Source organism: Nocardia sp. NPDC005746 (assembly GCF_040630785.1).
Taxonomy (GTDB): Bacteria; Actinomycetota; Actinomycetes; order Mycobacteriales; family Mycobacteriaceae; genus Nocardia.
In genome coordinates this window covers 85,608-111,846 of sequence record NZ_JBEXYE010000020.1, presented here as the reverse complement: position 1 = coordinate 111,846, position 26,239 = coordinate 85,608, and the positions used below count along the sequence as shown (strand labels likewise).

Genomic DNA, 26,239 nt, shown 5'->3' with positions numbered 1-26,239 from the left:
CAGCCGAGTCCGAACATGTCGACAGCCGAGGGAACACTCGAATCCGCCCCACCCCGGCGGCGATCGCGGCGATGGGTACGGACCGTGGCCGTCGTCCTGTTCGCGGGGTTGGCGGTCCTGCTGACCGGATGCCTGCGGGTACAGGTATCGATGGGCGTGTCCTCCAACGACCGGGTGTCCGGGCGCATCGTCGCCGCGGCCGTGCCGCAGCACGAGAAGGACAAGGGCCCGCAGCTCAAGGCCCCCGACGGCCTGTCCGGCAAGGTGCGGGTGGACTCCTACGCGCAGGACGGCTACGTCGGCAGCCAGGTGTACTTCGACGATCTCACCTTCGGTGAGGTGCAGCAGCTCGGCGGCCTGTCCGACCAGACCTCCGGCATGTTCAACCTGGTCTTCGCCCGCACCGGCGACCTGGTCACCCTGACCGGCCGGGTGGACCTGAAGTCGCTGCCGCCGCAGGGTTCCGACGTGCAGCTGACCGTCGCCTTCCCGGCGCGCGTCGCCACCACCAACGGCACCCGCGAGGGCGACTCGGTGGTCACCTGGAAGCTGCCGCCCGGCGATGTCAGCACGCTGCGCGCCGAAGTCGGCTACGCGGACCCGAATACGCGGTCCTTCGCCGGCTGGGCGGGCATCGTCGGCGGCATCACCCTCGCGGTGGCGGCGGTGGTCGCGGTGCTGGCGTACATGACCCGCAACCCCGATCCGCCGGCCTACGTGCGTGCCGCGCGCTGGCTGCGCCCGGACCGCACCAACACGCGATAGCACTCACCCCATGACTCTTGCCCCGAAGGCGGTGACGGCCGCGAGCGCCGTCGCCGCCTTCGGCGCATCGGTGGCCCTCGCCAATCTCCTCACCCTCCCCCGGCTGCGGCGCGGCGGGCCCACCGTCATCGAACCGGTCACCGTCTGCGTCCCGGCCCGCGACGAGGCCGACCGGCTGCCCGAGCTCATCGCGGATCTGCGCGCCCAGCCCGATCTGCCGCGCCTGCGGGTCCTCGTGCTCGACGACGGCTCCACCGACGACACCTTCGAGGCGGCGCGCGCGGCCATCCGCGGCGACCACCGATTCCTGCTCTCCCGCAACGACACCGAGCCGGCGCCCGGCTGGACCGGCAAGACCGCGGCCTGCGCCCGGCTGGCCGAACTCGCCGACACCGCCGACGGCGTGCTGATCTTCCTCGACGCCGACGTGCGGCTCGCGCCCGGCGCGCTGTCGGCCGCGGTCCGCGAACTGCGGTCGGCCCGAACCGATCTGCTCTGCCCGTGGCCCCGCCAGCTCGCGGTCTCCCCCGCCGAACGCCTCGTCCAGCCGCTGCTGTGCTGGTCGTGGGCCTCGACGCTGCCGGTCGCGCCGGCGAATCGGACCCGGCGGCCGTCGATGGCCGTGGCGTGCGGGCAGTTCCTGGTCTTCGACGCCGCCGCCTACCGGGCCGTCGGCGGGCACGCCGCGGTCGCGGACAGCGTCACCGAGGATCTGGCCATCGCCCGCGAGCTGCGGCGCGCGGGCCGGCCCACCGCACTGGTCGCGGCCGGGCCCCTCGCCGAGACCCGCATGTACCGCGACGCCGCCGAGGTGAGCGAGGGCTACACCCGCTGGCTGTGGTCGGCCTACGGCGGGCCCACGGGCAGTCTCGCGGTCGGTTCGATTGCGGCGCTGGCCTTCTGGGTTCCACCCATCGCGGCGGTGTGCGGGCGCGGACGCGTGCGCCGGATCGGACTGCTCGGCTATACCGCCGCGGTCGCCGCCCGCCTGCTGGCCCGCTCCACCGAGAAAGGCGGCCCGGTCGACGCCACGGATGCCCTTGCGGCACTGGCACACCCGTTCTCGGTCGCCGCCTACCTGGCCCTGTCGGCCCGGTCCCACCGCGCACATCGCACCCGCGCGCTGCGCTGGAAGGGCCGGACCGTCGGCTGAGTCCCGATCAGGGAACCGGCGTCATCCCGATGGTCGGCAGGAAGAAGCAGGTGGCGTCGCCATTGCGGACCGTGCCGAACATGGCCGCCAGCACCGTGCCCGACCCGGTGTTCACCGGAACCGCGCGGACGCCGCCGACCGGCAGGGCCGCGGTGAAGTAGTCGTGCACGGCCTGTTCGACCATGGGCCGCAGCTCGGCCGGGACCTGCGGCGGGATCATGGCATTGAGCACCTGGTTCAGCGGGCCCATCGGCACCAGGCCGCCGCGGCCGGTGGTGGTGTTGAACCAGGCGACCTGCATGCCGGAGGTGTCCGCGCCGTCGGGGGCGATGCCGTAGGGCACGAACGCGAACATGGCCTGGCCCGCCTTGACGGCCGAAAGATCCAGGCCGGGAATGGAGACCGCGTAGTGCGGCCACGGGCCCGGGATGCTGCCCGCCATGGCGGGAGCCAGGCCCAGCGTGGTGCCGCCGAGGCAGAACGGCGCGGCGGTCGGGTACAGGAAGGGCTTGATGCCCAAGGTCTGGAGTCCTTCGACGGCCTGACCGTAGGCCGACAGCCAGTCCGTCGGAGCGGCCGCCGGCCCGGCGGTATCGGACCGGCCGGTGGTGTCGGGGCGGGCGGTGGCGTCGGCGCGGCCGGTGGTCTCCTTCACCGCGGTGATGGCGGCCAGCGCGGCGGCGGCCTCGGAGCTCACCGCGGCGACGGTGGCGGCGCCGGTATCGGCCTGCGCCGGGGCCGCGGCGGCAGGTCCCGCCAGGGTTGCCGGTCCGGCGGCGGCGAGCACGGCGCAGGCGCTGACAGCGCCGGCCGCCCGGACGATGTGGTGGAACACGGACATGAAGGGCTCCCCTCGAGGTCACGAGTCGTGAGGGGAAGGTACTCCGCTGACCAGCGCATTCCGGTCATTTGCTCCGGCATGCCGGACCAGATTCGCGAGGCGAACCGGTCGGTTCAGGCGTTGGCCGGAGCGGCCGAGACCGAATAGCCCAGGTTCGCCAGCACTTCGCTGGTGGCCTTGGCGAAATTCAGGGTGATGAAATGCAGGCAGGGCGCGCCCTCGGAGATCAGGCGTTGCGCCATCTCCGTGGCGATCTGGATGCCCTCGGCCCGGACCGCCGCGCGATCCTCCTCCGGCCCGGTGCCCGCGGCCTTGCGCAGCCGCTCGATCACCTTCGCCGGGAGCGGACGCCCCGACAGCTCCTCCGCGCGCTCGACCGTGCGCAGGGAGGTGACCGGCATGAGCTCGGGAATGATCGGCTTGGCGCCCTCGATCGGATCGGCCGCGATGGCCCGATCCCGCAGGCGCAGATAGTGATCCACGTCGAAGAACATCTGGGTGATCGAATACTCCGCGCCCGCGCGCAGCTTCGACACCAGGAAGCGGGTGTCGTCGTCGAGGTCGGTGGAGCGCGGGTGGCCCTGCGGGAACGAGGCGACGCCCACGTGGAAGTCGCCCAGCTCGCGCACGATGCGCACCAGCTCCTCGGCGTACTCGACGCCCTCGGGGTGCTTGAGCCACTCGCCCAGCACGTCGCCCGGCGGATCGCCGCGCAGCACCAGCAGATTGCGGATGCCCGAGTCGGCGTAGGCGCCGACGATGGAGCGCAGTTCGGCGACCGAGTGGTCCACCGCGGTCAGGTGGGCGACGGTCAGCAGCGTGGTCTCGCGCGCCAGCTCGCCGGTGACCCGGATGGTGCGGTCGCGGGTGGAGCCGCCCGCGCCGTAGGTCATGGACACGAACGCCGGATGCAGCCGCTCGAACTCGCGGGCGGCCCGCCACAGGCGCGCCTCGCCGGCGGCGTCACGCGGCGGATTGAACTCGACCGAGAACGGAACCGACCCATCGGGACGTGGGCCCAGCTGCTGCACCACGGAGCGAGTTCCGGACACATGAGGTGTGCGGGAAACTCGGCCAGGGGTCGAATATCCCCGTACATTGTCGAAACTCACGCCAGTATTTTACGGGCCCGCACCCGAGCCCCGGACCCCGACCTGTGCCTATCCCAGCAGGTGGGACCGGACCGGGCCCGACCGATTCCCGGTCGCGACCCGGTGGTCGGTAGAGTCGGGGCGAACCCCGCGCGCGGACCTGACGCCCGCGCGATCGGGCCGGTCAATAGGGGCGTTCGCCATCGTCGCACGCACACCGGGACCGATCACCGGGGAATCGCGCTCGCGCCGCGCCGCGCACTCACCAAGGAGGCTCCCCTGTCCGCCGGACCCGGTACCCCGACCCGCCACCCGGTCGGCGCGGGATCACTCGTCGCCGCCGTGGAGGACCGTCTCACCGCCTTCTTCCGCACCCGGGAACCGATCGTCGAACCCCTCGGCCCCGTCTTCGTGGACGCGGCCGCGGCCCTGGAGGACTTCGTCATTCGCGGCGGCAAGCGCACCCGCCCCGCCTTCGCCTGGACCGGCTGGCTGGGCGCGGGCCGCAGCCCCGAGGACCCGGACGCCGACGCGGTGCTCACCGCCTGCTCGGCGCTGGAACTGGTGCAGGCGTGCGCGCTCATCCACGACGACATCATCGACTCCTCGCGCACCCGGCGCGGCTTCCCGACCGTGCACGTGGATTACGAACAGCGGCACCGCGACCAGCACTGGACCGGTGACGCCGACCACTACGGCGTCAGCGTCGCCGTCCTCATCGGCGACCTGGCCCTGGCCTGGGCCGACGACATGACCCGCGACGCCGGGCTGCCCGCCGACGCCGCCGCCCGCTTCGCCCCGGTCTGGGCGGCCATGCGCACCGAAGTGCTGGGCGGCCAGCTGCTCGACATCCACGGCGAGTCCGCCGGCGACGAGTCGGTGGAGGCCGCGCTGCGGATCAACCGGTTCAAGACCGCCGCCTACACCATCGAACGCCCGCTGCACATGGGCGCGGCGCTGGCCGGGGCCTCCCCCGACGTGATCGCCGCCTACCGCGAATTCGGCACCGATATCGGCATCGCCTTCCAGCTGCGCGACGACCTGCTCGGGGTGTTCGGCGATCCGGCCGTCACCGGTAAGCCGTCCGGCGACGACCTGCGCGAGGGCAAGCACACCGTGCTCATCGCCGAGGCCCTGCGACGCGCCGACGCCACCGCGCCCGCCACCGCCGCGCTCATCCGCACCAGCCTCGGCACCGACCTCAGCGCCGAGCAGGTCGCCCAATTGCGCACGGCCCTCACCGAACTCGGCGCGGTCGACGCTGTCGAGCAGCGCATCGCCTCGCTCACCGAGCAGGCCCTGACCGCGCTGGACGCCAGCACCGTGACACCGGAGGCGGCCCGGCAGCTGCGGGGCATGGCTCTCTCGGCCACCGCGCGGCACTACTGACGCCGGATCCGACAGACAGCACGCCGCAGGAGGGTGGCATGAAAACGGTTGCGGGACCGACCGATCGGGTGGTCGTGGTCGGCGCGGGACTGTCCGGGCTGGCCGCGGCGCTGCACCTGCTGGCGGCCGGGCGACAGGTGACCGTGCTGGAACGCGATGACCGCCCCGGCGGCCGGGTCGGGTCCTACCGCGGGCCGGACTACGAGATCGACTCCGGGGCAACGATTCTCACGCTGCCCGAACTCATCGACGAGGCGCTCGGCGTGGTCGGGCACACCCGGGAATCGGTCGGCCTGACGATCCTCGACATGGCCCCGGCCTATCGGGCGCGATTCGCCGACGGCACCCGGATCGGCGTCTACTCCGACGAGGAGCGCATGGCCGAAGAAGTCGCGCGAGTGCGCGGACCCGCCACCGCCCGCCGCTACCGGCGGCTGCGCGGCTGGCTGCGAGGCGTGTACGAAGCCGAGTTCCGGCAGTTCATGGACACCAACTTCGAGTCGCCCCTGGACATGGTGCGGATTCCGGAGAAGCGGACCGCGCTGGCGCGGCTCGTGCGGCTCGGCGCCTTCGGGCGACTCGGCCCCAAGGTCGGTCGCGTGATCCGGGACCCGGACATCGCCCGGCTGTTCAGCTTCCAAGCCCTCTTCGCGGGCATGGCTCCGAACAAGGCGCTCGGCGTCTACGGCGCGATCCCGTACATGGACACCTGCCTGGGCGTCACCTACCCCGAGGGCGGCATGCGGGCCATCGCCGCGGCGCTGAGCCGCGCGTTCACCGCCGCCGGCGGGACCCTGGAACTGAACGCCGAGGTGATCGGCGTCGACTACACGGGCCGCCGCGCCACCGCCGTGCACACCGCCGACGGCCGCGTCTTCGACTGCGACGCCCTGGTGGTGACCGCCGACATCGGGTCGCTGACCCGGTTCGGGCTGCGGCATCGCCGCGGACTGCGGGCCTCCCCGTCCGCGGTGGTCGCGCACGGCACCATTCCCGCGGAGGTGGCGGCCGCCTGGCCGGTGCAGGCGCATCACACCATCGACTTCGGCGCGGAATGGGACCGGACCTTCGCCGAGATCGCCGCCCGGCGCGGCAGCGGCGCGCTGATGAGCGACCCGTCGCTGCTGCTCACCCGCCCCGCCCTCACCGATCCGACGCTCTACATCGACCGCCCCGAACAGCACATCGACGCTGCCGGCCACCTGCGCGACACGGTCCGCTACGAACCGCTCTCGCTGCTCGCCCCCTGCCCGAACCTGGATGCCGCGCCGCTGGCCTGGGACGAACTCGGCCCGCACTACCTGCGCGAACTGCTCCAGATCCTGGAAGCGCGCGGCTACCAAGGCATTTCGCGGTACTTCCGGGTCGACCACCTCGACACCCCGCGCACCTGGCGGGCCAAGGGCATGCTCGCGGGCACCCCGTTCTCAGCCGCGCACCTGTTCCGGCAGACCGGGCCGTTCCGGACCCGGAACCTGGTGGCCGGTCGCGCGAATGTCGTTCTCGCGGGCTCGGGCACCGTACCCGGCGTCGGCGTGCCGACCGTGCTGCTTTCGGGCAGACTGGCGGCGGCACGCATCACGGGTGACGTACGACATGCCGGTATCGGATCCGCCGACACCGGGGCGGTGGCGTCCGCGCACACGCACTAGACTGACCGCGTCCTGAACCAACGCGGCTGCCGCCGCTGACCTTTCCGGGGGGAACGACCGCCTATGCCGACCCCCGATGTGGACGCAGCCACCCCCGACACCGGCGCTGTCGCCACGCGTCCCGCCGGCGCCTCGAGCACCGCCGATGCCGCAGATCCGGACGTTCCGTCTCCGAGCGCCCGGATGAGCTGGCAAAACCGGGTGCGCCACGCGGCCGACTTCGCCCGCACCCCCGAGGGACACGCGGCCACGCTCGGCTTCTTCGGCGCCCTGCTGATCACCTTCGGCGGCTTCGGCGCGGGCGGCGTGCGGCGCAGCGATCCATTGCTCGAGGCCATGCACCTCTCGTGGCTGCGGTTCGGGCACGGCCTGGTGCTGTCGTCGATGTTCGTATGGCTCGGCGTGATCGCCATGATCACCGCGTGGGTCCGGCTGGGGCGCATCGTGATCGGCGGCCAGCCCGGCGCCTCGGTCACGCTCAACGAATTGCGCGGCATCGTCGGCGTCTGGACCTTCCCGCTGCTGTTCGCGGTCCCCATGTTCAGCCGCGACGCCTACTCGTATCTGGCGCAGGGCGCGATGCTGCGCGACAACATCAACCCGTACCTGTACGGGCCCGTGGAGTTGAAGGCCAACGCCGCGGTCCTGCTCGACAATGTCAGCCCTGTCTGGACCACCACCACCGCGCCCTACGGGCCGGTCTTCCTGCTCATCGGGCGCGCCATCACCACCATCACCGGTGACAACGTGGTGGCCGGAACCATCGCGCTGCGGCTGGTCATGCTGCCCGGGCTGGCGCTCATGGTGTGGGCGGTCCCGCACCTGACCAAGCATCTGGGCGGCAAGCCCACCACCGCGCTGTGGCTGGCCGTGCTCAACCCGCTGGTGCTGATCCACCTCATCGGCGGCGTGCACAACGAGATGCTCATGGTCGGCCTGATGGCCGCCGGCATCGCGCTGGTGCTCGAACACCATCACGCCGCGGGCATCGTGGTGGTCGCCATCGGCGTCGCCGTGAAGGCGACCGCGGGCGTGGCGCTGCCATTCCTGGTGTGGATCTGGATGATTCACGAACGCGAACGCCGCGCCGCCCAGCACGAGGGCGAACTGCCGCATCCGCTGCGCACCTTCGCCAAGATCGGCGCGCTCGGCGTGGCGGTGTTCGCGGCCGTGTTCGCCGTCGCCACCTTCGCGACCGGGCTGCGCGATCACCAGATCGGCTGGCTCACCGCGCTGTCGGGCTCCAAGAAGATCATCAACTGGCTCTCGCTGCCGACCATCATGGCCCACGTCGTCACCTGGGTGACGCCGCTGCCGATGGACAAGGTGCTGCCGTGGACGCGCATGCTGTGCGCGATCGCCATGGTCGCCATCCTGGTGTGGGCGTGGTGGCGGTTCAAGAACAGCGAGAAGGAGGCCGTGCTCGGCATTCTGGTCGCGTTCGTGGCCATCGTGATCCTGTCCCCCGCCGCGCTGCCCTGGTACTACTCGTGGCCGCTGGCCCTGGCCGCGGGCTTCGCGCTCTCCACCCGGACATTGCAGGTCCTGGTCGGGCTGTGTACCTGGCTCATGCTGATCTTCCAACCCGACGGCGCACCCGTGTCCGACTACGTGCACGGCACCCTCGCGATCGTCGCCGCCGTGGTGGCGGCGGTCTCGCTGTGCAAGGTGGATCCGCTGAAACTGCGTGCCGGACGCCCGCATTCCGATCAGTTCGGCGGCGCGCCGGCGCCCAGCCCCGCGTGATGCTGGACCGCGCCTACCGCGACTGCCGGCGCATCGCCGCCGCCCACGGACGCACCTACTTCCTCGCGACCCGGCTGCTGGAACCCGAGCGAAGACCGGCCGTGCACGCGCTGTACGCCTTCGCCCGCCTGGTCGACGACATCGTCGACGCGAGCGACGCGCCCAGCCGCGCCGCCGAATCCGCGGCCCGGCTCGACCGGATCGAACACGAACTGCGGGCCCGCCTGGCCGACGCGCCCACCGAACCGGGTGACAGCCGCGAACAGCGGGTGCTGCTCGCGGTCTCCGATACCATCCGCCGGTACTCGATTGCCGCCGAACACTTCTGGGTGTTCCTCGACTCCATGCGCATGGACATTCCGGGCGCACCCCAATACCGAGACCGCTACCCCACCATGGGCGAACTCGAGGACTACATGCGCGGCTCGGCGGCCGCCATCGGGCTGCAACTGCTGCCGGTGCTGGGCACCGTCGTCCCGGTCGCCGAGGCCGAACCGGCCGCGGCCGCGCTCGGGGAAGCCTTCCAGCTCACCAACTTCCTGCGCGACGTCGGCGAGGACCTGGGCCGCGGCCGGGTGTACCTGCCCGCCGACGAACTGGCGGCCTTCGGCGTGGACGACGAATTGCTGTTCCACTGCCGCGAATCGGGCCGGACCGAGCCGCGGGTGCGGCGTGCGCTCGCGCATCTGATCGCGATCAACAGGGGTGTCTACCGTCGCGCCACCCCGGGTATCGAGCTGCTGGCCCCGCGCGTGCGCCCGGCCATCCGGACGGCGGCCACGCTCTACGGCGGCATCCTCGACGAGATCGAGCGCGCCGACTACGCGGTCTTCACGAGCCGTGCGGTGGTCCCCCAGCACCGCCGGCTCCGGGTCGCGGCACGCGAATGCTTGTCCGCCTCTTCGCGGCTCTTGCCGACCTTGGGCGAGCCCCACCGGTAACCGGCCGGACCGGCGGTAGATGATGGTCGGCTTTCGGACGTTCCCGAGGAGTTACTCATCCGGCGCTGAATCAGTTGGCGCCGTGGGCATCGGACCACGCGCGGTGCATCGAGCACCGCGCGCGGAGTGGCGCTATGTCAGAAGGGATCCGCGGCGGCGCGGCGGATCACTTCGCGGGCCAGTGGCCCGTGGATGGCGTCGATGGGACGGCCGGGCAGGGTCTCGTCCTCGGTGTAGATCCACTCGAGGATTTCCTCGTCGGTGTACTTGCCGTCACGCATGACCGTGATCAGACCGGTCAGGTGCTTGGCGACGGCGCCGGTGGAGTCGAAGAACTCCTTCGGGACTCCGGCGATACCGTCGCGGCGGACCGCGATGATCTGATGGTCACGCAGCATCTGATGGACCCGGGTCACCACCATGCCCAGCTGCTCGGCCACGTCGGGCAGCGGGATCAGGGTCACCGAATCCGGCAGGACGTCTTCGCTGCAAGGAAAGGCACTCACGCCGACCACGGTAGTCTCTCGCGTCGCCACAGTCGCATCACACCCCGACGCGGCTACCATCGGGTGAGCCGCGCTGGGCGGCATCGACGAAAATCGGAAGGGTCGCAGTTGATCGGCCAGATGCTGGAAGGGCGCTACCGCATCGACGCGCCGATCGCGCGTGGCGGTATGTCCATGGTGTTCCGAGGGGTGGACACCCGGTTGGACCGACCGGTCGCCATCAAGGTGATGGACCCGAAGTTCGCCTCCGACCCGCAATTCCTCACTCGCTTCGAACTCGAGGCGAGAGCGGTGGCCAAACTCAAACACCCCTCCCTGGTGGCGGTCTACGACCAGGGCGTGGACGGTGACCACCCGTTCCTCATCATGGAACTGGTCGAGGGCGGCACCCTGCGCGAACTGCTGCGCGAACGCGGCCCCATGCCCCCGCACGCGGTGCGCGCCGTCGCCGAACCCGTGCTCTACGCCATCGGCGTGGCCCACGCGGCCGGACTGGTGCACCGCGACATCAAGCCGGAGAACGTGCTCATCTCCGACTCCGGCGAGGTGAAGATCGCCGACTTCGGTCTGGTGCGCGCCGTCGCCGAGGCCAAGATCACCTCCGACAGCGTCATTCTCGGCACCGCCGCCTACCTCTCCCCCGAGCAGGTCACCAGCGGCAGCGCCGACGCCCGCAGCGACGTCTACTCCGCGGGCGTCCTGATCTTCGAAATGCTCACCGGCCGAACCCCGTTCACCGGCGACAACTCGCTCTCGATCGCCCTGCAGCGGGTCGAGAAGGACGTGCCCGCGCCCGGCCGCCTGATCGGCGGCGTGCCCACCGAGATCGACGAGCTGGTCGCGCACGCCACCGCCCGCGAACCCATGCACCGGTTCTCCAACGCCACCGAGATGGCCGACGAACTGCGCCGCGTCGCCCGCGAACTGCAACTGCCGGACTACCGGGTGCCCGCGCCGACCGAATCCGCCGAACACCTCAGCGCCAAGTACCGGGTCGGGCCCACGCCCGCCCCGCGCGGCCCCGTACATCCCCCGTCGCGGCCGATTCCGGGCGCGGCCGACCAGACCACCCGGTTCCAGGCCGATGCCACCACCCGGCTCCCGGCCGACCCGCCGACCGTGTTCGCGCCGACTCAGCAGCCCCAGCACACGCGGGTCATGACCGCGGCGCGCGAGATCCCGGCCGAGTACCGCCAGCACGACTACGCCCCGCCGCCGGGCACCCAGCACCCGGGCTCGGATCTGATCGAGGATCGCGGCAAGTCGCGGCGCCGGGTCGTCGTGTGGCTGAGCATCGTGGTCGCGCTGGCGGTGCTGCTGGGCATCGGCGGCTGGTGGCTGGGCGTCGGGCGCTACTCGCCGGTGCCCACCATCGCCGGCATGGACACCCAGCGCGCGGTCGCGACGCTGAAGGACGCGGGCTTCGAGACCGAGACCCGCAACAAGCCCTCCGACATGATCCCGGTCGGCAATGTGGTCGGCACCGATCCGCCCGCGGGCACCCGCGTCACCAAGGGCTCCCTGGTCGCGGTGCTGGTCTCCAGCGGCAAGCCGAAGGTTCCGGATGTGAGCCCCGGCCAGGACGTCAGCTCGGTCAACAAGGCCATCAGAGACGCCGGGCTCACTCCCGTGGACGCGGGCGAGGTGGGCAGCAGCGCACCGAAAGGCTCGCTCGCCAAGGTGGATCCGGCGCCCGGCACCGTCCTACCGGCCAACGGCCAGGTGAAGGTCTACCGCAGCAAGGGATCCCTGCCGGTGAAGGTGCCGGACCTGCGCGGCAAGACGCAGGAAGAGGCCAAGATCGCCCTGCAGAAGGCCGGGCTGACCGTCAGCTCCACTCGCGAGCAGTTCGATCCGAAGATCAAGTCCGGTCAGGTGATCGGCACCGATCCGGCCGCGGGCGCCAGCGCCGAATCCGGCTCCGGCGTGGTCCTCATCGTCAACAGCGCCCTCGACATGCCGAATCTGCTGGGCGCCAATGTCGGTACCGCGCGCGGCAAGCTCCAGCAAATGGGGCTGTCGGTCACCGTGCGCCAGCTGGCCAGCAATGACGGCTCGATCGTCATCTCGCAGAGCATCGCCCCCGGCGACGCGGTCGAACCCGGTTCCACCGTCACCATCGTCGCGATACCGTAACCGCCTCCCCGCGACTTCAGCGGGCAGCTGAGCGCCGCTGACCGTCCCGCATCCGGACCTCGGTGAGTACCGAACCGCTTCTGGACGTACCCGACGAGTCACCCCAACCGTTACGAGATCAATAGTCGCCTTGGACAAGGCGATACAGACGCGAGTGCCCGGACCGCTGACGTGGTCCGGGCACTCGGATCTCGGCAAGCCGCATCCGGCTAACGCAGCATCTCCGCGACCAGGAAGGCCAGTTCGAGGGACTGCTGGGTGTTCAGGCGCGGGTCGCACGCGGTCTCGTAGCGCTCCTCCAGGTTGAGGTCCGAGATGTCCTGCGCGCCGCCGAGGCATTCGGTGACGTTCTCACCGGTGAGCTCGATGTGCAGGCCGCCCGGGTGGGTGCCCAGCGCGTGGTGCACCTCGAAGAAGCCCTGCACCTCGTCGACGATGCGGTCGAAGTGGCGGGTCTTGTAGCCGGTGGAGGCCTCGTGGGTGTTGCCGTGCATGGGGTCGCACTGCCAGATCACCTGGTGGCCGGTGGCCTGCACCTTCTCGATGATCGGGGGCAGCACGTCGCGGACCTTCTGGTTGCCCATGCGGGCCACGATGGTCAGGCGGCCGGGCTCGTTGTTGGGGTCCAGGCGCTCGACATACTCCACGGCCTGCTGCGGCGTGGTGCTCGGGCCGATCTTGAGGCCGATCGGGTTGGCGATCAGCTCGGCGAACCCGACGTGCGCGCCGTCGAGCTGACGGGTGCGCTCACCGATCCACAGGAAGTGCGCCGACAGGTCGTAGAGCACCGGCTCCCCGGTGACGGGGTGCTCGCTCAGGCGCAGCATGGCTCGCTCGTAGTCGAGCACCAGCGCCTCGTGGCTGGCGTAGAGGCGGGCGCTGGACAGGTTGGGGTCGTTGACCCGGCAGGCCTTCATGAAGGCCAGCGCGCGGTCGATCTCGGTGGCCATCTGCTCGTAGCGGGCCCCGGCCGGGGACTGCGCCACGAACTCGCGGTTCCAGTCGTGCACCTTGTGCAGATCGGCCATTCCGGCCGAGGTCAGCGAACGCACCAGGTTCATCGCCGCGGAGGCGTTGGCGTAGGCGCGGACCAGGCGCGACGGGTCGTGCTCGCGCAGCCCGGCGTCGGCGACCAGCGAGTTCACCATGTCGCCGCGGTAGGACTTGAGGCCCAGCGAATCGACGTCGGCGGAACGGGGTTTGGCGTACTGGCCCGCGATGCGCGCCACCTTCACCACGGGCAGGCTCGCGCCGTAGGTGAGCACCACCGCCATCTGCAGCAGAGTGCGGATATTGCCGCGGATGTGGGGTTCGGTGTTGTCGGCGAAGGTCTCCGCGCAGTCACCACCCTGCATGAGGAAAGCCTCGCCGCGCGCTACCTCGGCCAAGCGCAGGCGCAGTTCCTCGACCTCGGCGGGCACGCAGATCGGCGGCACGCTCTCGAGGACGGTGCGCATCTTCTCGGCCTGCTCGGGATCCCAGGACGGCTGCTGCAGGGCCGGTCTGGCGAGCGCCTCGTCGAGACGCCGACGGAGCTCATCAGGCAGCGGAGGAAGTTCCGGCAGGCGATCGATCGGTACGTCGACAGTCCAGTTCACTGTTTCAGAATACGGATTGCTCCGGGTGAACTGGACTACCCCCAGGGCTTGAATTGCTCACACCGCGGTCGGGCCGCGTGGCGCGGCCGCTTAGGCTGGGACCGGATTGCCCGGAAGCATCCCGGACCCGAGCTGAGGAGAGACCCATCTCATTGCGGTACTTTTACGATTCGGAATTCATCGAGGACGGCACCGTCATCGACCTCGTCTCCATCGCGGTGGTCTGTGAGGACGGACGTGAGTTCTACGCGGTCTCCACCGAATTCGACCCCGAGAAGGCCGGGCCGTTCGTCCGCCGCAATGTGCTGCCGAAGCTACCGGCGCCGTCCTCGCCGCTGTGGCGTTCCCGTCAGCGCATCCGCGACGAACTCTACAAATTCCTGGTCCCGCGCCCCAGCGTGGAACCCGAACTGTGGGCCTGGGTCGGCGCCTACGACCACGTCGCGCTGTGCCAGCTGTGGGGTTCCATGGTGGACCTGCCCAACACGCTGCCCCGCTACACCAACGAACTGCGCCAGCACTGGGACCAGCACGGCCGCCCGCCGCTGCCGCCGGTGCCGAAGGACGCGCACGACGCGCTGGCCGACGCCCGCCACAACCTGGCCAAGTTCGAGGCCATCGAAGCCCACCGACTCCGCCGCCACTCCGCGACTTCAGCGGGCCTCTGAGAGCCGCCAACCGTCTCGGACCCGTGCCGGCGGGTGGGAGCCGAAACGATTCCGGCCGTACCCGGTGAGTTACCGCGATCGATGCGAAATCAGTCGTCACCTTTCATCGAACAGGCCCCCGGAGCTGAGCTCCGGGGGCCTGTTCGCGAACTGCGTTGTGGCGGTGGTCAGCCCGCCATCGTCTCGGGGACGCGGTCGGCGTCGGGGCGGCTGCCCGAGGGCACGCCCTTCTTCAGGCTCGCGGCGTAGACGTCCACGTACTCCTGGTCGCCCATCCGCATCAGCTCGTACATGATCTCGTCGGTGACGGCGCGCTCGACGAAGCGGTTGCCGCCCATGCCCTCGTAGCGCGAGAAGTCGATGGGCGCACCGAACTTCACGGTCACCTTGCGCGGCCGCCAGCGGAACGGACCGGGCGGGCACACCTCGTCGGTGCCGATCAGGGCGACCGGGATCACCGGCACTCCGGTCTCCAGGGCGAGGCGTGCCACACCGGTCTTGCCCTTGTAGAGGCGGCCGTCGGGCGAACGAGTGCCCTCGGGGTACAGGCCGACCAGGCGGCCCTCACCGAGCAGCTTGCGCGCGGTGTTGAGCGCCGACTCGGCGGCGTCCGCACCGGAACGATCGATGGGGTACTGGCCGGTGCCGGAGAAGAAGAACTTCTGCAGCCGACCCTTGAGACCGGGGGTGGTGAAGTATTCGGCCTTGGCCAGGTAGGTGATCCGGCGAGGGCTCATCAGCGGGGTGAACAGCCAGTCGGTGAACGATAGGTGGTTGCCGGCCAGAATGGCCGCACCCTTCGGGGGAATGTTCTCGACGCCCTCGACCTCGGGCCGGTTGATGAGATGCATCAGCGGCCCCACCAAGACGAACTTCAGCAGCCAGTAGAACATTGCGTCCTTTCCCCTGTTTTCGATACCCGGGACCGGCCTCATTGCGGGCACCACCACTCGCTTGCCTACCCTACCGCTGAGACCTGAGAGCAACCAACCGTGGTGACCGGATTCTCCGATGTCGGGACGAACGTCCCATGCTCCGGAATGCGGAACCCGGTGAGCAGGTACGGATCAGCGGCGCGCCGGAGCGACCGGCACGGCGGCGGACTTCGCGAGCACCGCCGCGCGCGCCAGTTCCGCCGCGCCGATCATGCCGGCGGCCTCACCCAATTGGGCGGTGCGGATACGGGCCAGGCGGCGGTGCCGGGCGCCGGTGATGGAACCGGCGTAGTGCTCGCGGGCCTCGTCGAGGAACAGTGGGGCCGAACTGCTGACGCCGCCGGCCACCACGATCAGGTCCGGATCGAAGAGGTCGCTCACGAAGGCCAGACCCAGGCCGAGCCAGCGCGCGAAGTCCGCCATCACCTCGAGGGCGACCGGATCGCCGTCCTGGGCCGCGCCCGCCACCCGGCGACCGGTCAGCGAGCCCGGGTCCCGGCCCGCCTCGCGCGCCAGCACCGTGGAGCGCTGCGGGTCGGTGGCCAGCAGTTCCAGGGCGGTGTCGACCAGAGCGGTTCCGCTGCAATACCGTTCCCAGCAGCCACGCTTGCCGCACGCGCAGGCCCGGCCGTTCGGGACGACCTGCAGATGCCCGAGTTCCGGTGCGACGCCGTAGCTTCCGCGATACAACTGGCCGTTGATCAGGAGAGCCGCGCCGATGCCGGTGCCGATGGCCACCAGCACCACATTGCGCCCGCCCGCCGCCGCGCCGAACCGGTACTCGGCCCACAGCGCGGCATTGGCGTCGTGCTCCAGGATCACCGGCAGGCCGAGCCGATCGGTGAGCCGCTGCGCGACCGGGGCGTCCTCCCACGGCAGATGCGGGGCGAAACGCACGGTGGCGCGGTCCTCGTCGACGAAACCCGCCACGGCCAGCCCGACCGCGCCGATGGCGTGCCGGCCGCGCAGTTCGCGCACCGCGCGGGCCAGGCCGTCCTCCAGGGCGCGCGCCGAATGCGGGGTCGGCGCGGTGACGGTGTCGAGGACCTCGCCCGCACCGTCCACCACCGACGCCCGAATATTGGTGCCGCCCACATCGATACCCACGGTCAACGGCACATCCACACCGCCCGTCATGCCTTGATGGTTACGTCGATGGGCACATACTTGCCGCGTGTCGGCCGCCGCCCGGACTGCGCGGCGCGGCCGGACACGGAGGCTTCACGACCGGAGGGTCCCGCGGCGGGACCGCCCGCATCAGCCGATCGGCCGGGGTCGTCGGCCGGGCGTGCCACCGGCGGCCCGAACGGTTGCGCCGCGGCCCCGACCCGATCGTCGGCACCGTTCGCGGCGCGAAAGCCCGTGCCCGACACCGGGTCCGGGTCCTCGGGACGGCGCGCGGCACCGGGGCCCTGCCCCATGGGTTCGTCGGACCCGTCGCTGTGGTGGGCCCGGGCCGCGGCACGACCCTGCGCGCCCGCGACGAAGCGCGCGAACACCGCCGCGAGGTTCGCGGCCGCGCCGTGGTGGCCGGCGGATTCGGCTGCGCTCGCCGTGGACTCGGGTCCCTCGCCCGGCCCGTCCTTCCCGTCGTGTTCGCCGCGGGCGTTCGCGTAGGCGTCGGCGAACGGCAGATCGCCTGCACCGGACCCGGTTCCGGTCCCGTGCGAATACCGGTGCCAGGCTTGATATTCCGGCGATTCCGGATCCAGATCCGGCGGGATCACCGGGTCCACCGGCACCCCGGCGAGCGCCTCGCGCAGCACGGTCACGATGGCGGTGCCGTGTTCGGCGATGGCGGCCACCACGTCGTGGTGCTCGCCGCGCACGATCGCGGCGGCCGCGCACACCGGGCACCAACTGCAACTGGACCATTCGGTGCGCCCGTCGGAGGCGGTGCGGCGCAGCACCGGTTCCACGCGTTCGAGCAGGGCTTCGGCGAGTAGCCGTAGCTCCTCGGCGAATTCGCCGAGGTTCTCGTCCGGTTGGCCGGGGCGCGGGTGGTGCGTGGTCGTCATTTCGGCCAGACCTGCGGGTCGGGCCGGAAGCGGATCACCAGGTGGTCGCCGTCGAGTTCGGCGGCGTCGACCGTGCACCGCCGCAATACCGGGGCCAGCCGCAATCGCCGCCGGACCCCGTCCGCTCCCACGATCAAATCGTCCTCCACTCGTCCCAGCCGCAGTGTCGACGCATCGACCACCGGCAGATGCATGCGCATCGCGAACACCGAAGCCACCCCCGCCCCGGACTCGAGCCGGACCACCGGTTCCGCGGCGACGGGCGGCTCCCCGTCCGCATCTGTGCCAAGCATAGGGACCGGACGCCATCCCACCCAGTTACCACTCGCGTCCACCGCGTAGGACAGTGCGGCCAGCGAGCCCAACCCCACCGGTTCGGTCCCGGCGTGCCCCACCACCTGCACCGGAACCCCGCGCAACCGCTTGCGCAGCTCGGTCACCACGTCGAGTTGCTCACCGCGCCGGTTGAAGTACCACTGCACGGCCGGATGCGGCGGCGCGGCCGGATGCGGCTCCGGCATCTCCGGCAGCACCTTGTTGACCAGCACCGCGTCCAAACGCAGGCCCAGCAGTGCCGCGGCCGAGCGCACCCGCGCCGATTCCGCCACCGCCACCTGTTCGGCGACGGTCACCAGGCGCGCGCCGGTGCGGGTCCGATCCGCCAGCAGGTCACGGGCTTCGGTCACCGCCTCCACGATCTGCTCGACGGTCACCGCCAGCACCGCCTTGCGGAAGTCGGCGCCGATGGCCTCCATGGTGCGAGAGTGCGCGGGCCACACCCGTTCCAGATAGCCGAGCAGGGTGTCGGGGGCGGTGACGATGCGCAGCATGTCCGCCGAGGGCGGGCAGTCCAGCACGATCACGTCCCACCGCTTGTCCTTCGCGAACTGCGTGATCTCCAGCAGCGCCAGCAGTTCCTGCACCCCGGGCAGCCCGGTGAGTTCGGCGGGATCCAGTGCGCCCAGATCGAATCCGTGCTCGTGCCCGGCGCCGGAGGCCATCATCAGCACCTGCCGGAACCGATCCTCCAGCAGCGCCAGCGAATCCACCTCGATGACGTCGAGGGTCGGCGCGGCGGCGGACCCGATCACCGGCAGCCCCGGATCGGTGGCCTCGGGATCGCTCGCGAGATCCGGTGCGGCCGTGGCGAACACGGGCAGCGGCACACTGGCCACCGCCGGTTTCGCGCCGTGCCGCAGCCGGTAGCCGAGCGCGTCGCCCAGGGAATGCGCCTGATCGAGGGAGGCCAGCAGCACGCGCCGCCCGGTCCGCGCGTAGGCGATCGCGGTCGCACAGGCGAGGGTGGTCTTTCCGACGCCGCCCTTGCCGATGAACAGCTCGACTCGGGCGGCGGGGCGGGTCGGGCGTTCGGTACCGCCGGCGGTCAGCCTTCGACCCGTTTCTTGAGTTCCTTGAGGGCGGTGTCGGTGATGACCTTCTCCGCCTTGCGTTTGAACATGCCGATCATCGGGATGTTCAGGTCGACGGTCAGCTCGTAGACCACCTGGGTGGTGCCGTCGGGCAGGGCGATCAGTTCGTAGGTGCCGTCCTGCGCCTTCTGCAGCTCCCCGGCGACCAGGCTCCAGCTGACCGCGCGGCCGTCGGGCCGCCAGGTGTAGGCCAGCGTGTAGGTGTCCTTGACGACCCCGGCGTCCAGCACGAAGCGCGCGGTGCGGGCCCGGCCGTCGGGTAGTTTGTCGAGGACCTCGACCGAGCGGGCCGCGGAGACCCATTCCGGATACGACTCCAGGTCGGCGATGACGGCCATCACTCGGTCCGAGGGGGCGTCGATCACGATCGACCGCTGAGTTCGATCGGCCATGGGCGGCAACGCTTCCTTTCTAGTGAGCGGCCGCGGGCGCGACCCCGGCCTTGCGCCCCGCCTCCAGGCGGGCCTTGATCTCGAACGACATGACCTTGCCCGCGACCCGGCGGGTGCGGTTGAGCGCCAGCAGGTCACGCCCGGACATACCGGCGACGCCGCCGCGCGGTTCGGCGTGCATGAAGTAATGCATGAGGACGCCGTCCAGCATCGGCTCGAGCCAGAGCTCCATGGTGCCCTCGGCGCCCCCGCTGACGGTCCAGCGGATTCCCTTGTCGCCGCGATCTTCCCGCACGTCCAATTGCAGGTCCGGCCACCACTGACGCCACCGGCCACGATCGGAGAGGATCTCGGCGACGGCCTCGCCCGGCGCGGCGATGAAAGTCATATCGGCAACCTGGATACTGCTCACAGTGCTTATCTTGCCCTACGCTTCGCTCCGGGCGGGTTCGCGGCCCCGAAGTCTCGATTCTTTCCTCCTCCGCTCCCCCACTCCAAGCGCGGGGAGGCGGAGCACAGTCCAGAATCGAGACGGCCGCGAACCTTCGGGTGCGGCTTCAGCGCCTGGTGCCCATCGCCGCGTGGTTCGGATCCAGCAGCTGCTGTAGTCGCTGACCCATCAGGTCCCAGCGCCACTGCTGCTGCACCCAGGCGCGGCCCGCCGCGCCCATGGCGGCCGCCGCGTCACGGTCGGAGAGGATGTCGACGATGGCGTCGGCGAGCGACTCCAGCTTGCGGCCGTTGACCACCCGGCCGGTCTCGCCCTCACGCACGGTCTCGGGCGCACCGCCCGAATTGCCCGCGATCACCGGCACTCCCGTGGCCGAGGCCTCCAGGAACACGATGCCCAGACCCTCGACGTCCAGGCCGGCGCCCCGGGTCCGGCAGGGCATGGCGAACACGTCGGCGATGGTGTGGTGGGCGGCCAGCTCCTGCGACGGCACCCGGCCGGTGAACACCACGCTGTCGGAAACGCCCAGGGCCGCGACCAGTTCGCGCAGCTTCTGCTCGTAGGGTCCGCCGCCCGCGATCACCAGCACCGCGCCCTTGACCCGCTTGCGGATGTCGGGCATGGCCGCGATCAGCGAATCCTGACCCTTGCGCGGCACCAGCCGCGAGAGGCACAGGATGGTCGGCCGGTCCCCCAGCCCGTAGCGCGCCCGCAGTTCGGCGCGCGCGGCCGGATCCGGCTTGAACACCTCGGCATCCACGGCGGGCGGCAGGTATTCGAGCGCCGACTGCGCGCCGAACGCCGCCGCGAACCGCCGCCGCGTGTACTTGCTGACATAGGTGACGACATCGGTGTGATCGCCGATGACGCGCAACGCCTGCCGCGCGCCGGGCAGCATCGACCAGCCCACCTCGTGGCCGTGGGTGGACGCGAGAATCCGTTCGGCCCCGGCCTTGCGCAACACCGGCGACATCAGCGCCAGCGGCGCCGCCGCCCCGAACCACACCCGGTCGCATTGCTCGTCGCGCAGGAGCTTCTTGGCCCGGCGCGCGACCAGCGGAGTCGGCAGCATCAGTGTCGTGGGATGCCGCACCACCTGGAACGGCTGCTGCGCGTCGAACTTCCAGTGGCTGTCGCCCTTCCAGCGCGGCGCGTACACCACCAGCTCGTCGGCGGGCAGCTGCAGGGCGAGCGCGTGCAGATACGACTGAATCCCGCCTGGTCGCGGCGGGAAATCATTGGTAACCAGCAGAGTTCGCCCCATGCGACAAACCTACTGCACCCGCGGATCGGGCGGCCTTACGCGCCCTCGGTCGTACGGCTGGTGAGCCAGGCGCGCCACTCGCCGACCAGGTCGGTGTAGGTCGTGCCGAGCGAGTCGCGCAGCACGGCTGCCACGGCGGCCCGGTCCTTCGGTCCGGAGGCCAGCTGCCGGTACAGGTCGACCAGGGCCGGATCGCCGTAGCGGTCGGCGATGAAAGCGCAGGCGGACCAGCCCTGTTCGTAGGCGAGCGAGGCCTTGCCGCTGGACGGTTCGAACATCGCGTCGGCGGGGAGATCGGCGGGCAGGTCACCGGCGCGGGCGCGGGCGGTGAGGGTCGGGGCGATCTGGGTGATGGGGTGGCGCATACCCCGGTGCGCCGAATACTCGGCGAAGCCCTCGAGCATCCACATCGGCGAACCGTCGACGGTCACCGCACGGCTGGCCATGTGGGTGAGTTCGTGGCGCAGCACCGAGCGCAGGCCGTCCGCGCCGAGGCGGCGTCCGGCGTCGGGCCCGAAAACCACGCGCTGTCCGGTCAATTGCGTGCCGGGCCGGTACGGGTCGGCGACGGTGGAGGCGGCGACCTCGGCGGGCACGTCACCGGTGGCGCGGGTCAGCGCCGCGAATTCCGAAGGGCTGGAGGCGACCACCACGACCGGCGCCCGATTCCAGTCCTGACCCCACAGCGCGGAGACCGCCGCGGTGGATGCCGCGAGTTCGCTCGCCAGCACATCGAGATCGGCGCGCTGGCCCGGATGGCCGAGCACGATGCCGGTGCGGCCCGATCCGGTCGGCACCGGTTCGGCGACCACCTTCCCGTAGGCGTCCATGGACCGCTTCACCAGCGGCACCTGCGGATCGGTGGCCTGGCTCGCGTCCTGGCCCGGCACCACGGCGCGCAGCGTCGGCAGCACCGAGTTCGGCAGCATGAGCAGCGCGCCGCACGCGGCGGTCAGCGCGCTGACCATGACCAGGGTGAGCACGAACTGGAACCGTCGTTTCGCCGACAGCCAGCCGCGGACCTGCCGCAGAGCGCTCATCGCCGCCTCTCGTTCAGTACCGACGAGCCGAATGGAACGGTGTCGAACCCAGTGGCGCGACCTGGACGGGAACGCCGAAAGTCGAAGCGTGCAGCATCAACCCGTTGCCGGCGTAGATGCCCACATGCGAGATGTCCGAGTAGAAGAAGACCACATCACCGGGCTGTAGGTCCTTCTGGTCGACCGGCGTGCCGTATCCGGCTTGCTGCTGTGAGGTGCGCGGCACGCTCTTGCCGACCTGATGGAAGGCCCACTGCACCAGGCCTGAGCAGTCGAACTGGTCTGGTCCGGTGGCTCCCCAGACGTAGGGATCGCCGACGCGGGTCAGGCCCGCGGCCAGCGCGCTGGTGCCAGACCCTGGGACCAAACCCTTGAGCAGGCTGTCGCGATCGAAGCCGGGCGGGAACATGGAGCCCGCCAGCGCGGACTTGTCACCGGCCGAGAGCTGGCCCCACGCGGCGATGACCTGGGCCATCGAGCCTTGCAGCGCAGCCCGTTTGGCCTCGAGGTCCGTACGGACGCGGTCGGCGGCGGCGCTGGCGGCGCGGGCGGAGTCGGCGGCGGCGCGGGCGCCGGATTCGGCGGCGGCGGCCGCGGTGGTGGCCTTCTGATACTGGGCCAGTTGATCATTGGTGCGCGCGCCCACCAGGTCCACGATCGACATCTGGTCGAGCAGCTGCTGCGGCGAATTGCTGACCAATAGCGAGGTGATCCGGTTGGTGCGGCTGCCGAGCAGCGCGGAGGTCGCGGCGCGTTCGATGACCGGTTGGTAGCGGCGGATTTCGGCCTTGGCGGCGTCCAGCGTGGCGGCCGCGTCGGCGGCGCGCTGGTCGGCGGCGTCGGCGGTGGCGGACTTGGCGTCGAGATCGGCCTGGGCGTCGAGCGCCTGCTGATTCATCTGCTCGGACTGCCGGGAGAGATCGATGAGCTTCTGCACCGCGTCCCCGGCGGAAGCCGGTGCGGCCACCGGATCGGCGCCGGCGAAGCCGTAGCCGCCGTACGTGCCGACCATGAGGGCCCCGACCGTGAAGGCTCCTCCTACCAGTCGCCTGGTCCGCTCACTGTGTGTCCGCTGATGTCGCTGCTGCGCTGCCACCGCTGGTGTCGTCCCGTTCTCTTACCCCGAGCCGGTCAGAAGGTCTCGGTAAGATTACGAAACGGCGACCGCTTGTGTCCAGCAGGCCACGGAAGCATTACGGTCGCCGCTTCTCCCGCGGGTCGTCCGCCCACGGTCGGCTGGGAGACGAATCCCCCGGTAGAGCAAGGGATCAGATACGCGTGGCGCCCGAGAACGGCATCGACGAGATCGGGGCGACCTTGACGGGCTGACCGGAGGTCGACGCGTGCACGACATTGCCGTCGCCGATGTAGATGCCGGAGTGGCCGCCGCCGTAGAACGACACCACGTCGCCCGGCTCGAGGGCGTCGTAGGAGACCGGGCTGCCCGCGCCGGCCTGCTCGTAGCTGGTGCGCGGCAGGCTGACACCGGCCTGGGCGTAGGACCACTGGACCAGACCCGAGCAGTCGAAGGCGTTCGGGCCGGCGGCGCCGTACACGTAGGGGTCGCCGATGCGGCTCATGGCGGCGTCGACCGCGGCCTGACGGAAGCTGCGCTGCGGACCCGGACCCGGGACACCCGGAACCCCGATGCCGGGCAGGGCCGGGATGGTGATCGGCAGGGACTCGGGCAGGCCCGGGATCCCGGCGGGAAGCTGGATGGCGTCGGGCACGTCGATGGTTCCGACGGGGGTGTTGACCGGCTGGGCCGACGCGGGCGTGGCGGGCAGCAGCAGCGCGCTCAGCGTGGCAGCGCCGACGGCACCGGCCGCGGCGGCGCGACGCGCAGTGCGCTGCATGCCCCGGACCTGTCGCTTGACGGTGGTGGTCGCCATGGTGAGGTACTTCCAATCTGCCCCGCGACGCCGCACCCGGTGGTGCGTCGGACTCCGCGAGGTCTCAGGAAGATTACGAGGACATAACGGTGCTTTGTAAAGCCAAGGCCGCCGGCGCGTGACTCAAAATTGTTGCGCACTCGCATTTCGGTGCGACAAACGTCACAACAATCACGAAACGATAACAGCGGCCGTTTTTCTGAGAGCGTCCTGAGAGCTACCCGTCGGTAGAAAGCACCCACCCAAGGCCCCTCCGACCTTGGCAAATTCCGCATAAACCCAGGTCAGAGCCATGGCCCGCGACCTGGGGGATTCCCGGACCGACATCCGGCGCGCCCGGGCGCGGGGCACCGGGCCAGCACCCGCCCCGCGCGAATCCGAACCAACCGCCCTCCCCAACAAAATTGATCCATTTTGCGAATAACTGTGACCCTGGCCACAAAGCTGCATATTCGCTCAATTCGGGGATTTCATCTCGAGAATCGCCGTCACATATTCGATCATTTCCCCAGGTCGCCTCGAAAGATCAACTTCGGGCGGAGTTGTCGGACCCTGCGCCTAGGCTTGCCCCTCGTGTCCGGACAGCTGGCCTTCGATGAGCTCGAAACCCCGCTCTATGACACAACGTTCGTGGTCGTAGACCTGGAGACCACCGGAACCAGCCCCGAGGGCGACTCGATCACCGAGATCGGCGCGGTCAAGGTGCGCGGCGGTGAGGTGCTCGGCGAGTTCGCGACCCTGGTCAATCCCGGCTGCGCCATCCCGCCGCAGATCGTGCAGATCACCGGCATCACCACCGCCATGGTGATCGATGCACCCCGGATCGAGCAGGTGCTGCCCGGATTCCTGGAGTTCGCGCGGGGCGCGGTGCTGGTCGCCCACAACGCCCGCTTCGATCTGGGCTTCCTGAAGGCCGCCGCCGCGAAGTGCGCAGTGCCCTGGCCCGCCTTCCAACACGTGTGCACCGTCCAGCTGGCCCGCCGCGTGCTGCCCAAGGACGAGGCGCCCTCGGCCAAACTCTGGTACCTGGCGCAACTGCTCGGCGCGGAGACCCGGCCGACGCACCGCGCCCTCGACGACGCCAAGGCGACGGTCGACGTGCTGCACGCGCTCATCGCCCGGGTCGGCAATCAGGGCGTGCACAGTCTCACCGAGCTGCTCGACTATCTCCCCGAGCTGACCCGCCGCCAGCGCGCGAAACGCGTGATGGCCGCGGACCTTCCGGCGACCCCGGGCGTGTACCTGTTCCGCGGCCCCTCCGACGAAGTCCTCTATATAGGGACGGCGGTGAATCTGCGCCGCCGCGTCCGCAACTACTTCACCGGCTCCGACACCCGCCCGCGCATGCGCGAGATGGTGCAGCTCGCCACCCGCGTCGATCATGTCGAATGCGCGCACGGCCTGGAGGCGGGCGTGCGCGAGCTGCGGCTGCTGATCGCCCACACCCCGCCCTACAACCGGCGCTCGAAGTTCCCGCAGCGCGCGTGGTGGCTGACCCTCACCGACGAGCCCTTCCCCCGCTTCGCCGTCTCGCGCACTCCGACCCGGGATGCGCTGGGCCCGTTCACCTCCCGCACCGACGCCCAGGAGATCGCGGCCACCCTCGCCGAGCAGTCGGGCCTGCGCACGTGCACCACCCGCATCCCGCGGACGGGCCGCCACGATTGCCAGCCCGCCGTCGTCGGCGGTTGCCCCGCAGCCGCCGAGAACAGCCCCCTCTATATAGAGGAGTACGAACCGGCGCCCGCCGCCATCCGCGCCCTGTTCACCGGGGTGGACGACACCCTGCTGCACACCATCGCCGCGAGACTCGAAACCCTGTCCACCGCAGAACATTTCGAGGCAGCAGCCCGCCTCCGGGACCGCACGGTCGCGGTGGTCCGCGCCCTGCGCCGCACCCAGCGCCTCACCGCCCTGGCCGCCATTCCCGAACTGATTGCCGCCCACCCCGACGGCGCCGGTGGCTGGCAGTTCGCGATCATCCGCCACGCCCGCCTGGCCGCCGCGGGCACCGCGGTCCGCGGCATCTCCCCCATGGCCGTCGTCGACCACCTCGCGGCCGCCGCCGAAACCGTCCTCCCCCAACCGCTCCCGGACTCCGGCGATTCCCCCGCCTTCCCTCCACTGCGCGGCGCCCTCCCCGAGGAGGCGGGCCTGCTGGTCCGCTGGCTCGAACAGCCCGGCACCCGCATCGTCCGCACCACCGACGGCTACGGCGAACCCCGCCTCGGCGCGGGCCCCTGGCTCGCCTGGACCGACCGCGCCGAGGCCGCGCGCTCGACTCTCGACCCAGCGGACTGACGAGCCGCCGCACCCCATCGCTGCCAGAAT

23 protein-coding genes are annotated in these 26,239 nt (G+C 70.8%); 9 read left to right on the top strand and 14 right to left on the bottom strand.

Annotated elements, in window-relative coordinates:
• Positions 1-15 precede the first annotated feature (15 nt).
• Positions 16-765, top strand: coding sequence for a DUF3153 domain-containing protein (locus ABZ412_RS29875; protein WP_357286687.1), 750 nt, complete (start codon positions 16-18; stop codon positions 763-765).
• A 10-nt stretch (positions 766-775) separates the two neighbouring features.
• Positions 776-1,918 (top strand): glycosyltransferase, encoded by a 1,143-nt coding sequence (locus ABZ412_RS29870; protein WP_357286684.1) that lies wholly within the window; start codon positions 776-778, stop codon positions 1,916-1,918.
• Positions 1,919-1,925: 7 nt separating this feature from the next.
• On the opposite strand, the gene ABZ412_RS29865 is transcribed toward ABZ412_RS29870, so the two are convergent.
• Together ABZ412_RS29865 and ABZ412_RS29860 are read right to left on the bottom strand one after the other, a co-directional pair.
• Positions 1,926-2,759, bottom strand: a complete 834-nt coding sequence (locus tag ABZ412_RS29865; protein ID WP_357286682.1) for a hypothetical protein — start codon at positions 2,757-2,759, stop codon at positions 1,926-1,928.
• 113 nt (positions 2,760-2,872) lie between these two features.
• Positions 2,873-3,871, bottom strand: coding sequence for a methylenetetrahydrofolate reductase (locus tag ABZ412_RS29860; protein ID WP_357286679.1), 999 nt, complete (start codon positions 3,869-3,871; stop codon positions 2,873-2,875).
• A gap of 321 nt (positions 3,872-4,192) precedes the next feature.
• Here ABZ412_RS29860 and ABZ412_RS29855 point away from each other — a divergent pair, with 321 nt between their 5' ends.
• The 4 genes from ABZ412_RS29855 to ABZ412_RS29840 all read left to right on the top strand — a co-directional run bounded on the left by ABZ412_RS29855 (position 4,193) and on the right by ABZ412_RS29840 (position 9,578).
• Positions 4,193-5,239 (top strand): polyprenyl synthetase family protein, encoded by a 1,047-nt coding sequence (locus tag ABZ412_RS29855; RefSeq protein WP_357286676.1) that lies wholly within the window; start codon positions 4,193-4,195, stop codon positions 5,237-5,239.
• Positions 5,240-5,277: 38 nt separating this feature from the next.
• Complete coding sequence (crtI, locus tag ABZ412_RS29850) at positions 5,278-6,891, top strand: phytoene desaturase family protein (protein ID WP_357286674.1); 1,614 nt, start codon at positions 5,278-5,280, stop codon at positions 6,889-6,891.
• 183 nt (positions 6,892-7,074) lie between these two features.
• Complete coding sequence (locus tag ABZ412_RS29845) at positions 7,075-8,637, top strand: alpha-(1->6)-mannopyranosyltransferase A (RefSeq protein WP_357286721.1); 1,563 nt, start codon at positions 7,075-7,077, stop codon at positions 8,635-8,637.
• Positions 8,637-9,578 (top strand): phytoene/squalene synthase family protein, encoded by a 942-nt coding sequence (locus ABZ412_RS29840; RefSeq protein ID WP_357286672.1) that lies wholly within the window; start codon positions 8,637-8,639, stop codon positions 9,576-9,578. Before ABZ412_RS29845 ends, ABZ412_RS29840 begins: the two co-directional genes overlap by 1 nt.
• Before the next feature lie 137 nt (positions 9,579-9,715).
• On the opposite strand, the gene ABZ412_RS29835 is transcribed toward ABZ412_RS29840, so the two are convergent.
• Positions 9,716-10,084, bottom strand: coding sequence for an Rv2175c family DNA-binding protein (locus ABZ412_RS29835; RefSeq protein WP_357286669.1), 369 nt, complete (start codon positions 10,082-10,084; stop codon positions 9,716-9,718).
• Between the two features lie 108 nt (positions 10,085-10,192).
• Here ABZ412_RS29835 and pknB point away from each other — a divergent pair, with 108 nt between their 5' ends.
• Positions 10,193-12,220: a Stk1 family PASTA domain-containing Ser/Thr kinase gene (gene pknB / locus ABZ412_RS29830; protein ID WP_357286666.1), complete on the top strand. Its 2,028-nt coding sequence runs from the start codon at positions 10,193-10,195 to the stop codon at positions 12,218-12,220.
• A 209-nt stretch (positions 12,221-12,429) separates the two neighbouring features.
• Here the strand turns inward: pknB and ABZ412_RS29825 are convergent, their stop codons facing one another.
• On the bottom strand, positions 12,430-13,818 hold the full coding sequence (locus ABZ412_RS29825) for a class II 3-deoxy-7-phosphoheptulonate synthase (RefSeq protein ID WP_357094978.1): 1,389 nt from the start codon (positions 13,816-13,818) through the stop codon (positions 12,430-12,432).
• A gap of 152 nt (positions 13,819-13,970) precedes the next feature.
• Between ABZ412_RS29825 and ABZ412_RS29820 the strand changes: the two genes are divergently transcribed.
• Positions 13,971-14,486 (top strand): polyadenylate-specific 3'-exoribonuclease AS, encoded by a 516-nt coding sequence (locus ABZ412_RS29820; protein WP_357286663.1) that lies wholly within the window; start codon positions 13,971-13,973, stop codon positions 14,484-14,486.
• A 167-nt stretch (positions 14,487-14,653) separates the two neighbouring features.
• On the opposite strand, the gene ABZ412_RS29815 is transcribed toward ABZ412_RS29820, so the two are convergent.
• From ABZ412_RS29815 to ABZ412_RS29770, 10 genes are all read right to left on the bottom strand, one after another.
• Positions 14,654-15,379 carry a lysophospholipid acyltransferase family protein gene (locus tag ABZ412_RS29815; RefSeq protein ID WP_357286660.1) on the bottom strand — a complete coding sequence of 242 codons (726 nt, stop codon included), beginning with the start codon at positions 15,377-15,379 and terminating at the stop codon, positions 14,654-14,656.
• A 174-nt stretch (positions 15,380-15,553) separates the two neighbouring features.
• Positions 15,554-16,558, bottom strand: coding sequence for an ROK family glucokinase (locus ABZ412_RS29810; RefSeq protein WP_357286657.1), 1,005 nt, complete (start codon positions 16,556-16,558; stop codon positions 15,554-15,556).
• The gene (locus ABZ412_RS29805; protein ID WP_357286654.1) at positions 16,555-17,439 is read right to left on the bottom strand and encodes a hypothetical protein; all 885 of its coding nucleotides are present in this window, start codon (positions 17,437-17,439) and stop codon (positions 16,555-16,557) included. The genes ABZ412_RS29810 and ABZ412_RS29805 overlap by 4 nt, the downstream gene beginning before the upstream one ends.
• Positions 17,436-18,776: an ArsA-related P-loop ATPase gene (locus ABZ412_RS29800; protein WP_357286718.1), complete on the bottom strand. Its 1,341-nt coding sequence runs from the start codon at positions 18,774-18,776 to the stop codon at positions 17,436-17,438. Before ABZ412_RS29800 ends, ABZ412_RS29805 begins: the two co-directional genes overlap by 4 nt.
• A gap of 47 nt (positions 18,777-18,823) precedes the next feature.
• Entirely contained in the window at positions 18,824-19,261 is a 438-nt protein-coding gene (locus ABZ412_RS29795) for an SRPBCC family protein (RefSeq protein WP_357286651.1), read from the bottom strand.
• A gap of 19 nt (positions 19,262-19,280) precedes the next feature.
• Complete coding sequence (locus tag ABZ412_RS29790; RefSeq protein WP_357286648.1) at positions 19,281-19,673, bottom strand: polyketide cyclase / dehydrase and lipid transport; 393 nt, start codon at positions 19,671-19,673, stop codon at positions 19,281-19,283.
• Positions 19,674-19,818: 145 nt separating this feature from the next.
• Positions 19,819-20,976, bottom strand: coding sequence for a glycosyltransferase family 4 protein (locus ABZ412_RS29785; RefSeq protein ID WP_357286645.1), 1,158 nt, complete (start codon positions 20,974-20,976; stop codon positions 19,819-19,821).
• A 35-nt stretch (positions 20,977-21,011) separates the two neighbouring features.
• Entirely contained in the window at positions 21,012-22,016 is a 1,005-nt protein-coding gene (locus ABZ412_RS29780) for a hypothetical protein (RefSeq protein ID WP_357286643.1), read from the bottom strand.
• A 13-nt stretch (positions 22,017-22,029) separates the two neighbouring features.
• Positions 22,030-23,028 carry an NlpC/P60 family protein gene (locus ABZ412_RS29775; RefSeq protein ID WP_357286640.1) on the bottom strand — a complete coding sequence of 333 codons (999 nt, stop codon included), beginning with the start codon at positions 23,026-23,028 and terminating at the stop codon, positions 22,030-22,032.
• Between the two features lie 256 nt (positions 23,029-23,284).
• On the bottom strand, positions 23,285-23,908 hold the full coding sequence (locus ABZ412_RS29770) for a C40 family peptidase (RefSeq protein ID WP_357286637.1): 624 nt from the start codon (positions 23,906-23,908) through the stop codon (positions 23,285-23,287).
• A 573-nt stretch (positions 23,909-24,481) separates the two neighbouring features.
• On the opposite strand from ABZ412_RS29770, the gene ABZ412_RS29765 reads away from it, so the two are divergent.
• Complete coding sequence (locus ABZ412_RS29765; RefSeq protein WP_357286634.1) at positions 24,482-26,209, top strand: DEDD exonuclease domain-containing protein; 1,728 nt, start codon at positions 24,482-24,484, stop codon at positions 26,207-26,209.
• Positions 26,210-26,239: the final 30 nt, after the last annotated feature.

What these genes read in the sequence shown, in the direction of transcription:
- ABZ412_RS29875 (WP_357286687.1), top strand. Translation starts at nt 16, where the DNA reads ATGTCGACAGCCGAGGGAACACTCGAATCCGCCCCACCCCGGCGGCGA.
- ABZ412_RS29870 (WP_357286684.1), top strand. Translation starts at nt 776, where the DNA reads ATGACTCTTGCCCCGAAGGCGGTGACGGCCGCGAGCGCCGTCGCCGCC.
- ABZ412_RS29865 (WP_357286682.1), bottom strand. Translation starts at nt 2,759, where the DNA reads ATGTCCGTGTTCCACCACATCGTCCGGGCGGCCGGCGCTGTCAGCGCC.
- crtI (WP_357286674.1), top strand. Translation starts at nt 5,278, where the DNA reads ATGAAAACGGTTGCGGGACCGACCGATCGGGTGGTCGTGGTCGGCGCG.
- ABZ412_RS29845 (WP_357286721.1), top strand. Translation starts at nt 7,075, where the DNA reads ATGAGCTGGCAAAACCGGGTGCGCCACGCGGCCGACTTCGCCCGCACC.
- ABZ412_RS29840 (WP_357286672.1), top strand. Translation starts at nt 8,637, where the DNA reads ATGCTGGACCGCGCCTACCGCGACTGCCGGCGCATCGCCGCCGCCCAC.
- ABZ412_RS29815 (WP_357286660.1), bottom strand. Translation starts at nt 15,379, where the DNA reads ATGTTCTACTGGCTGCTGAAGTTCGTCTTGGTGGGGCCGCTGATGCAT.
- ABZ412_RS29810 (WP_357286657.1), bottom strand. Translation starts at nt 16,558, where the DNA reads ATGACGGGCGGTGTGGATGTGCCGTTGACCGTGGGTATCGATGTGGGC.
- ABZ412_RS29805 (WP_357286654.1), bottom strand. Translation starts at nt 17,439, where the DNA reads ATGACGACCACGCACCACCCGCGCCCCGGCCAACCGGACGAGAACCTC.
- ABZ412_RS29795 (WP_357286651.1), bottom strand. Translation starts at nt 19,261, where the DNA reads ATGGCCGATCGAACTCAGCGGTCGATCGTGATCGACGCCCCCTCGGAC.
- ABZ412_RS29785 (WP_357286645.1), bottom strand. Translation starts at nt 20,976, where the DNA reads ATGGGGCGAACTCTGCTGGTTACCAATGATTTCCCGCCGCGACCAGGC.
- ABZ412_RS29780 (WP_357286643.1), bottom strand. Translation starts at nt 22,016, where the DNA reads ATGAGCGCTCTGCGGCAGGTCCGCGGCTGGCTGTCGGCGAAACGACGG.
- ABZ412_RS29775 (WP_357286640.1), bottom strand. Translation starts at nt 23,028, where the DNA reads ATGGTCGGCACGTACGGCGGCTACGGCTTCGCCGGCGCCGATCCGGTG.
- ABZ412_RS29770 (WP_357286637.1), bottom strand. Translation starts at nt 23,908, where the DNA reads ATGGCGACCACCACCGTCAAGCGACAGGTCCGGGGCATGCAGCGCACT.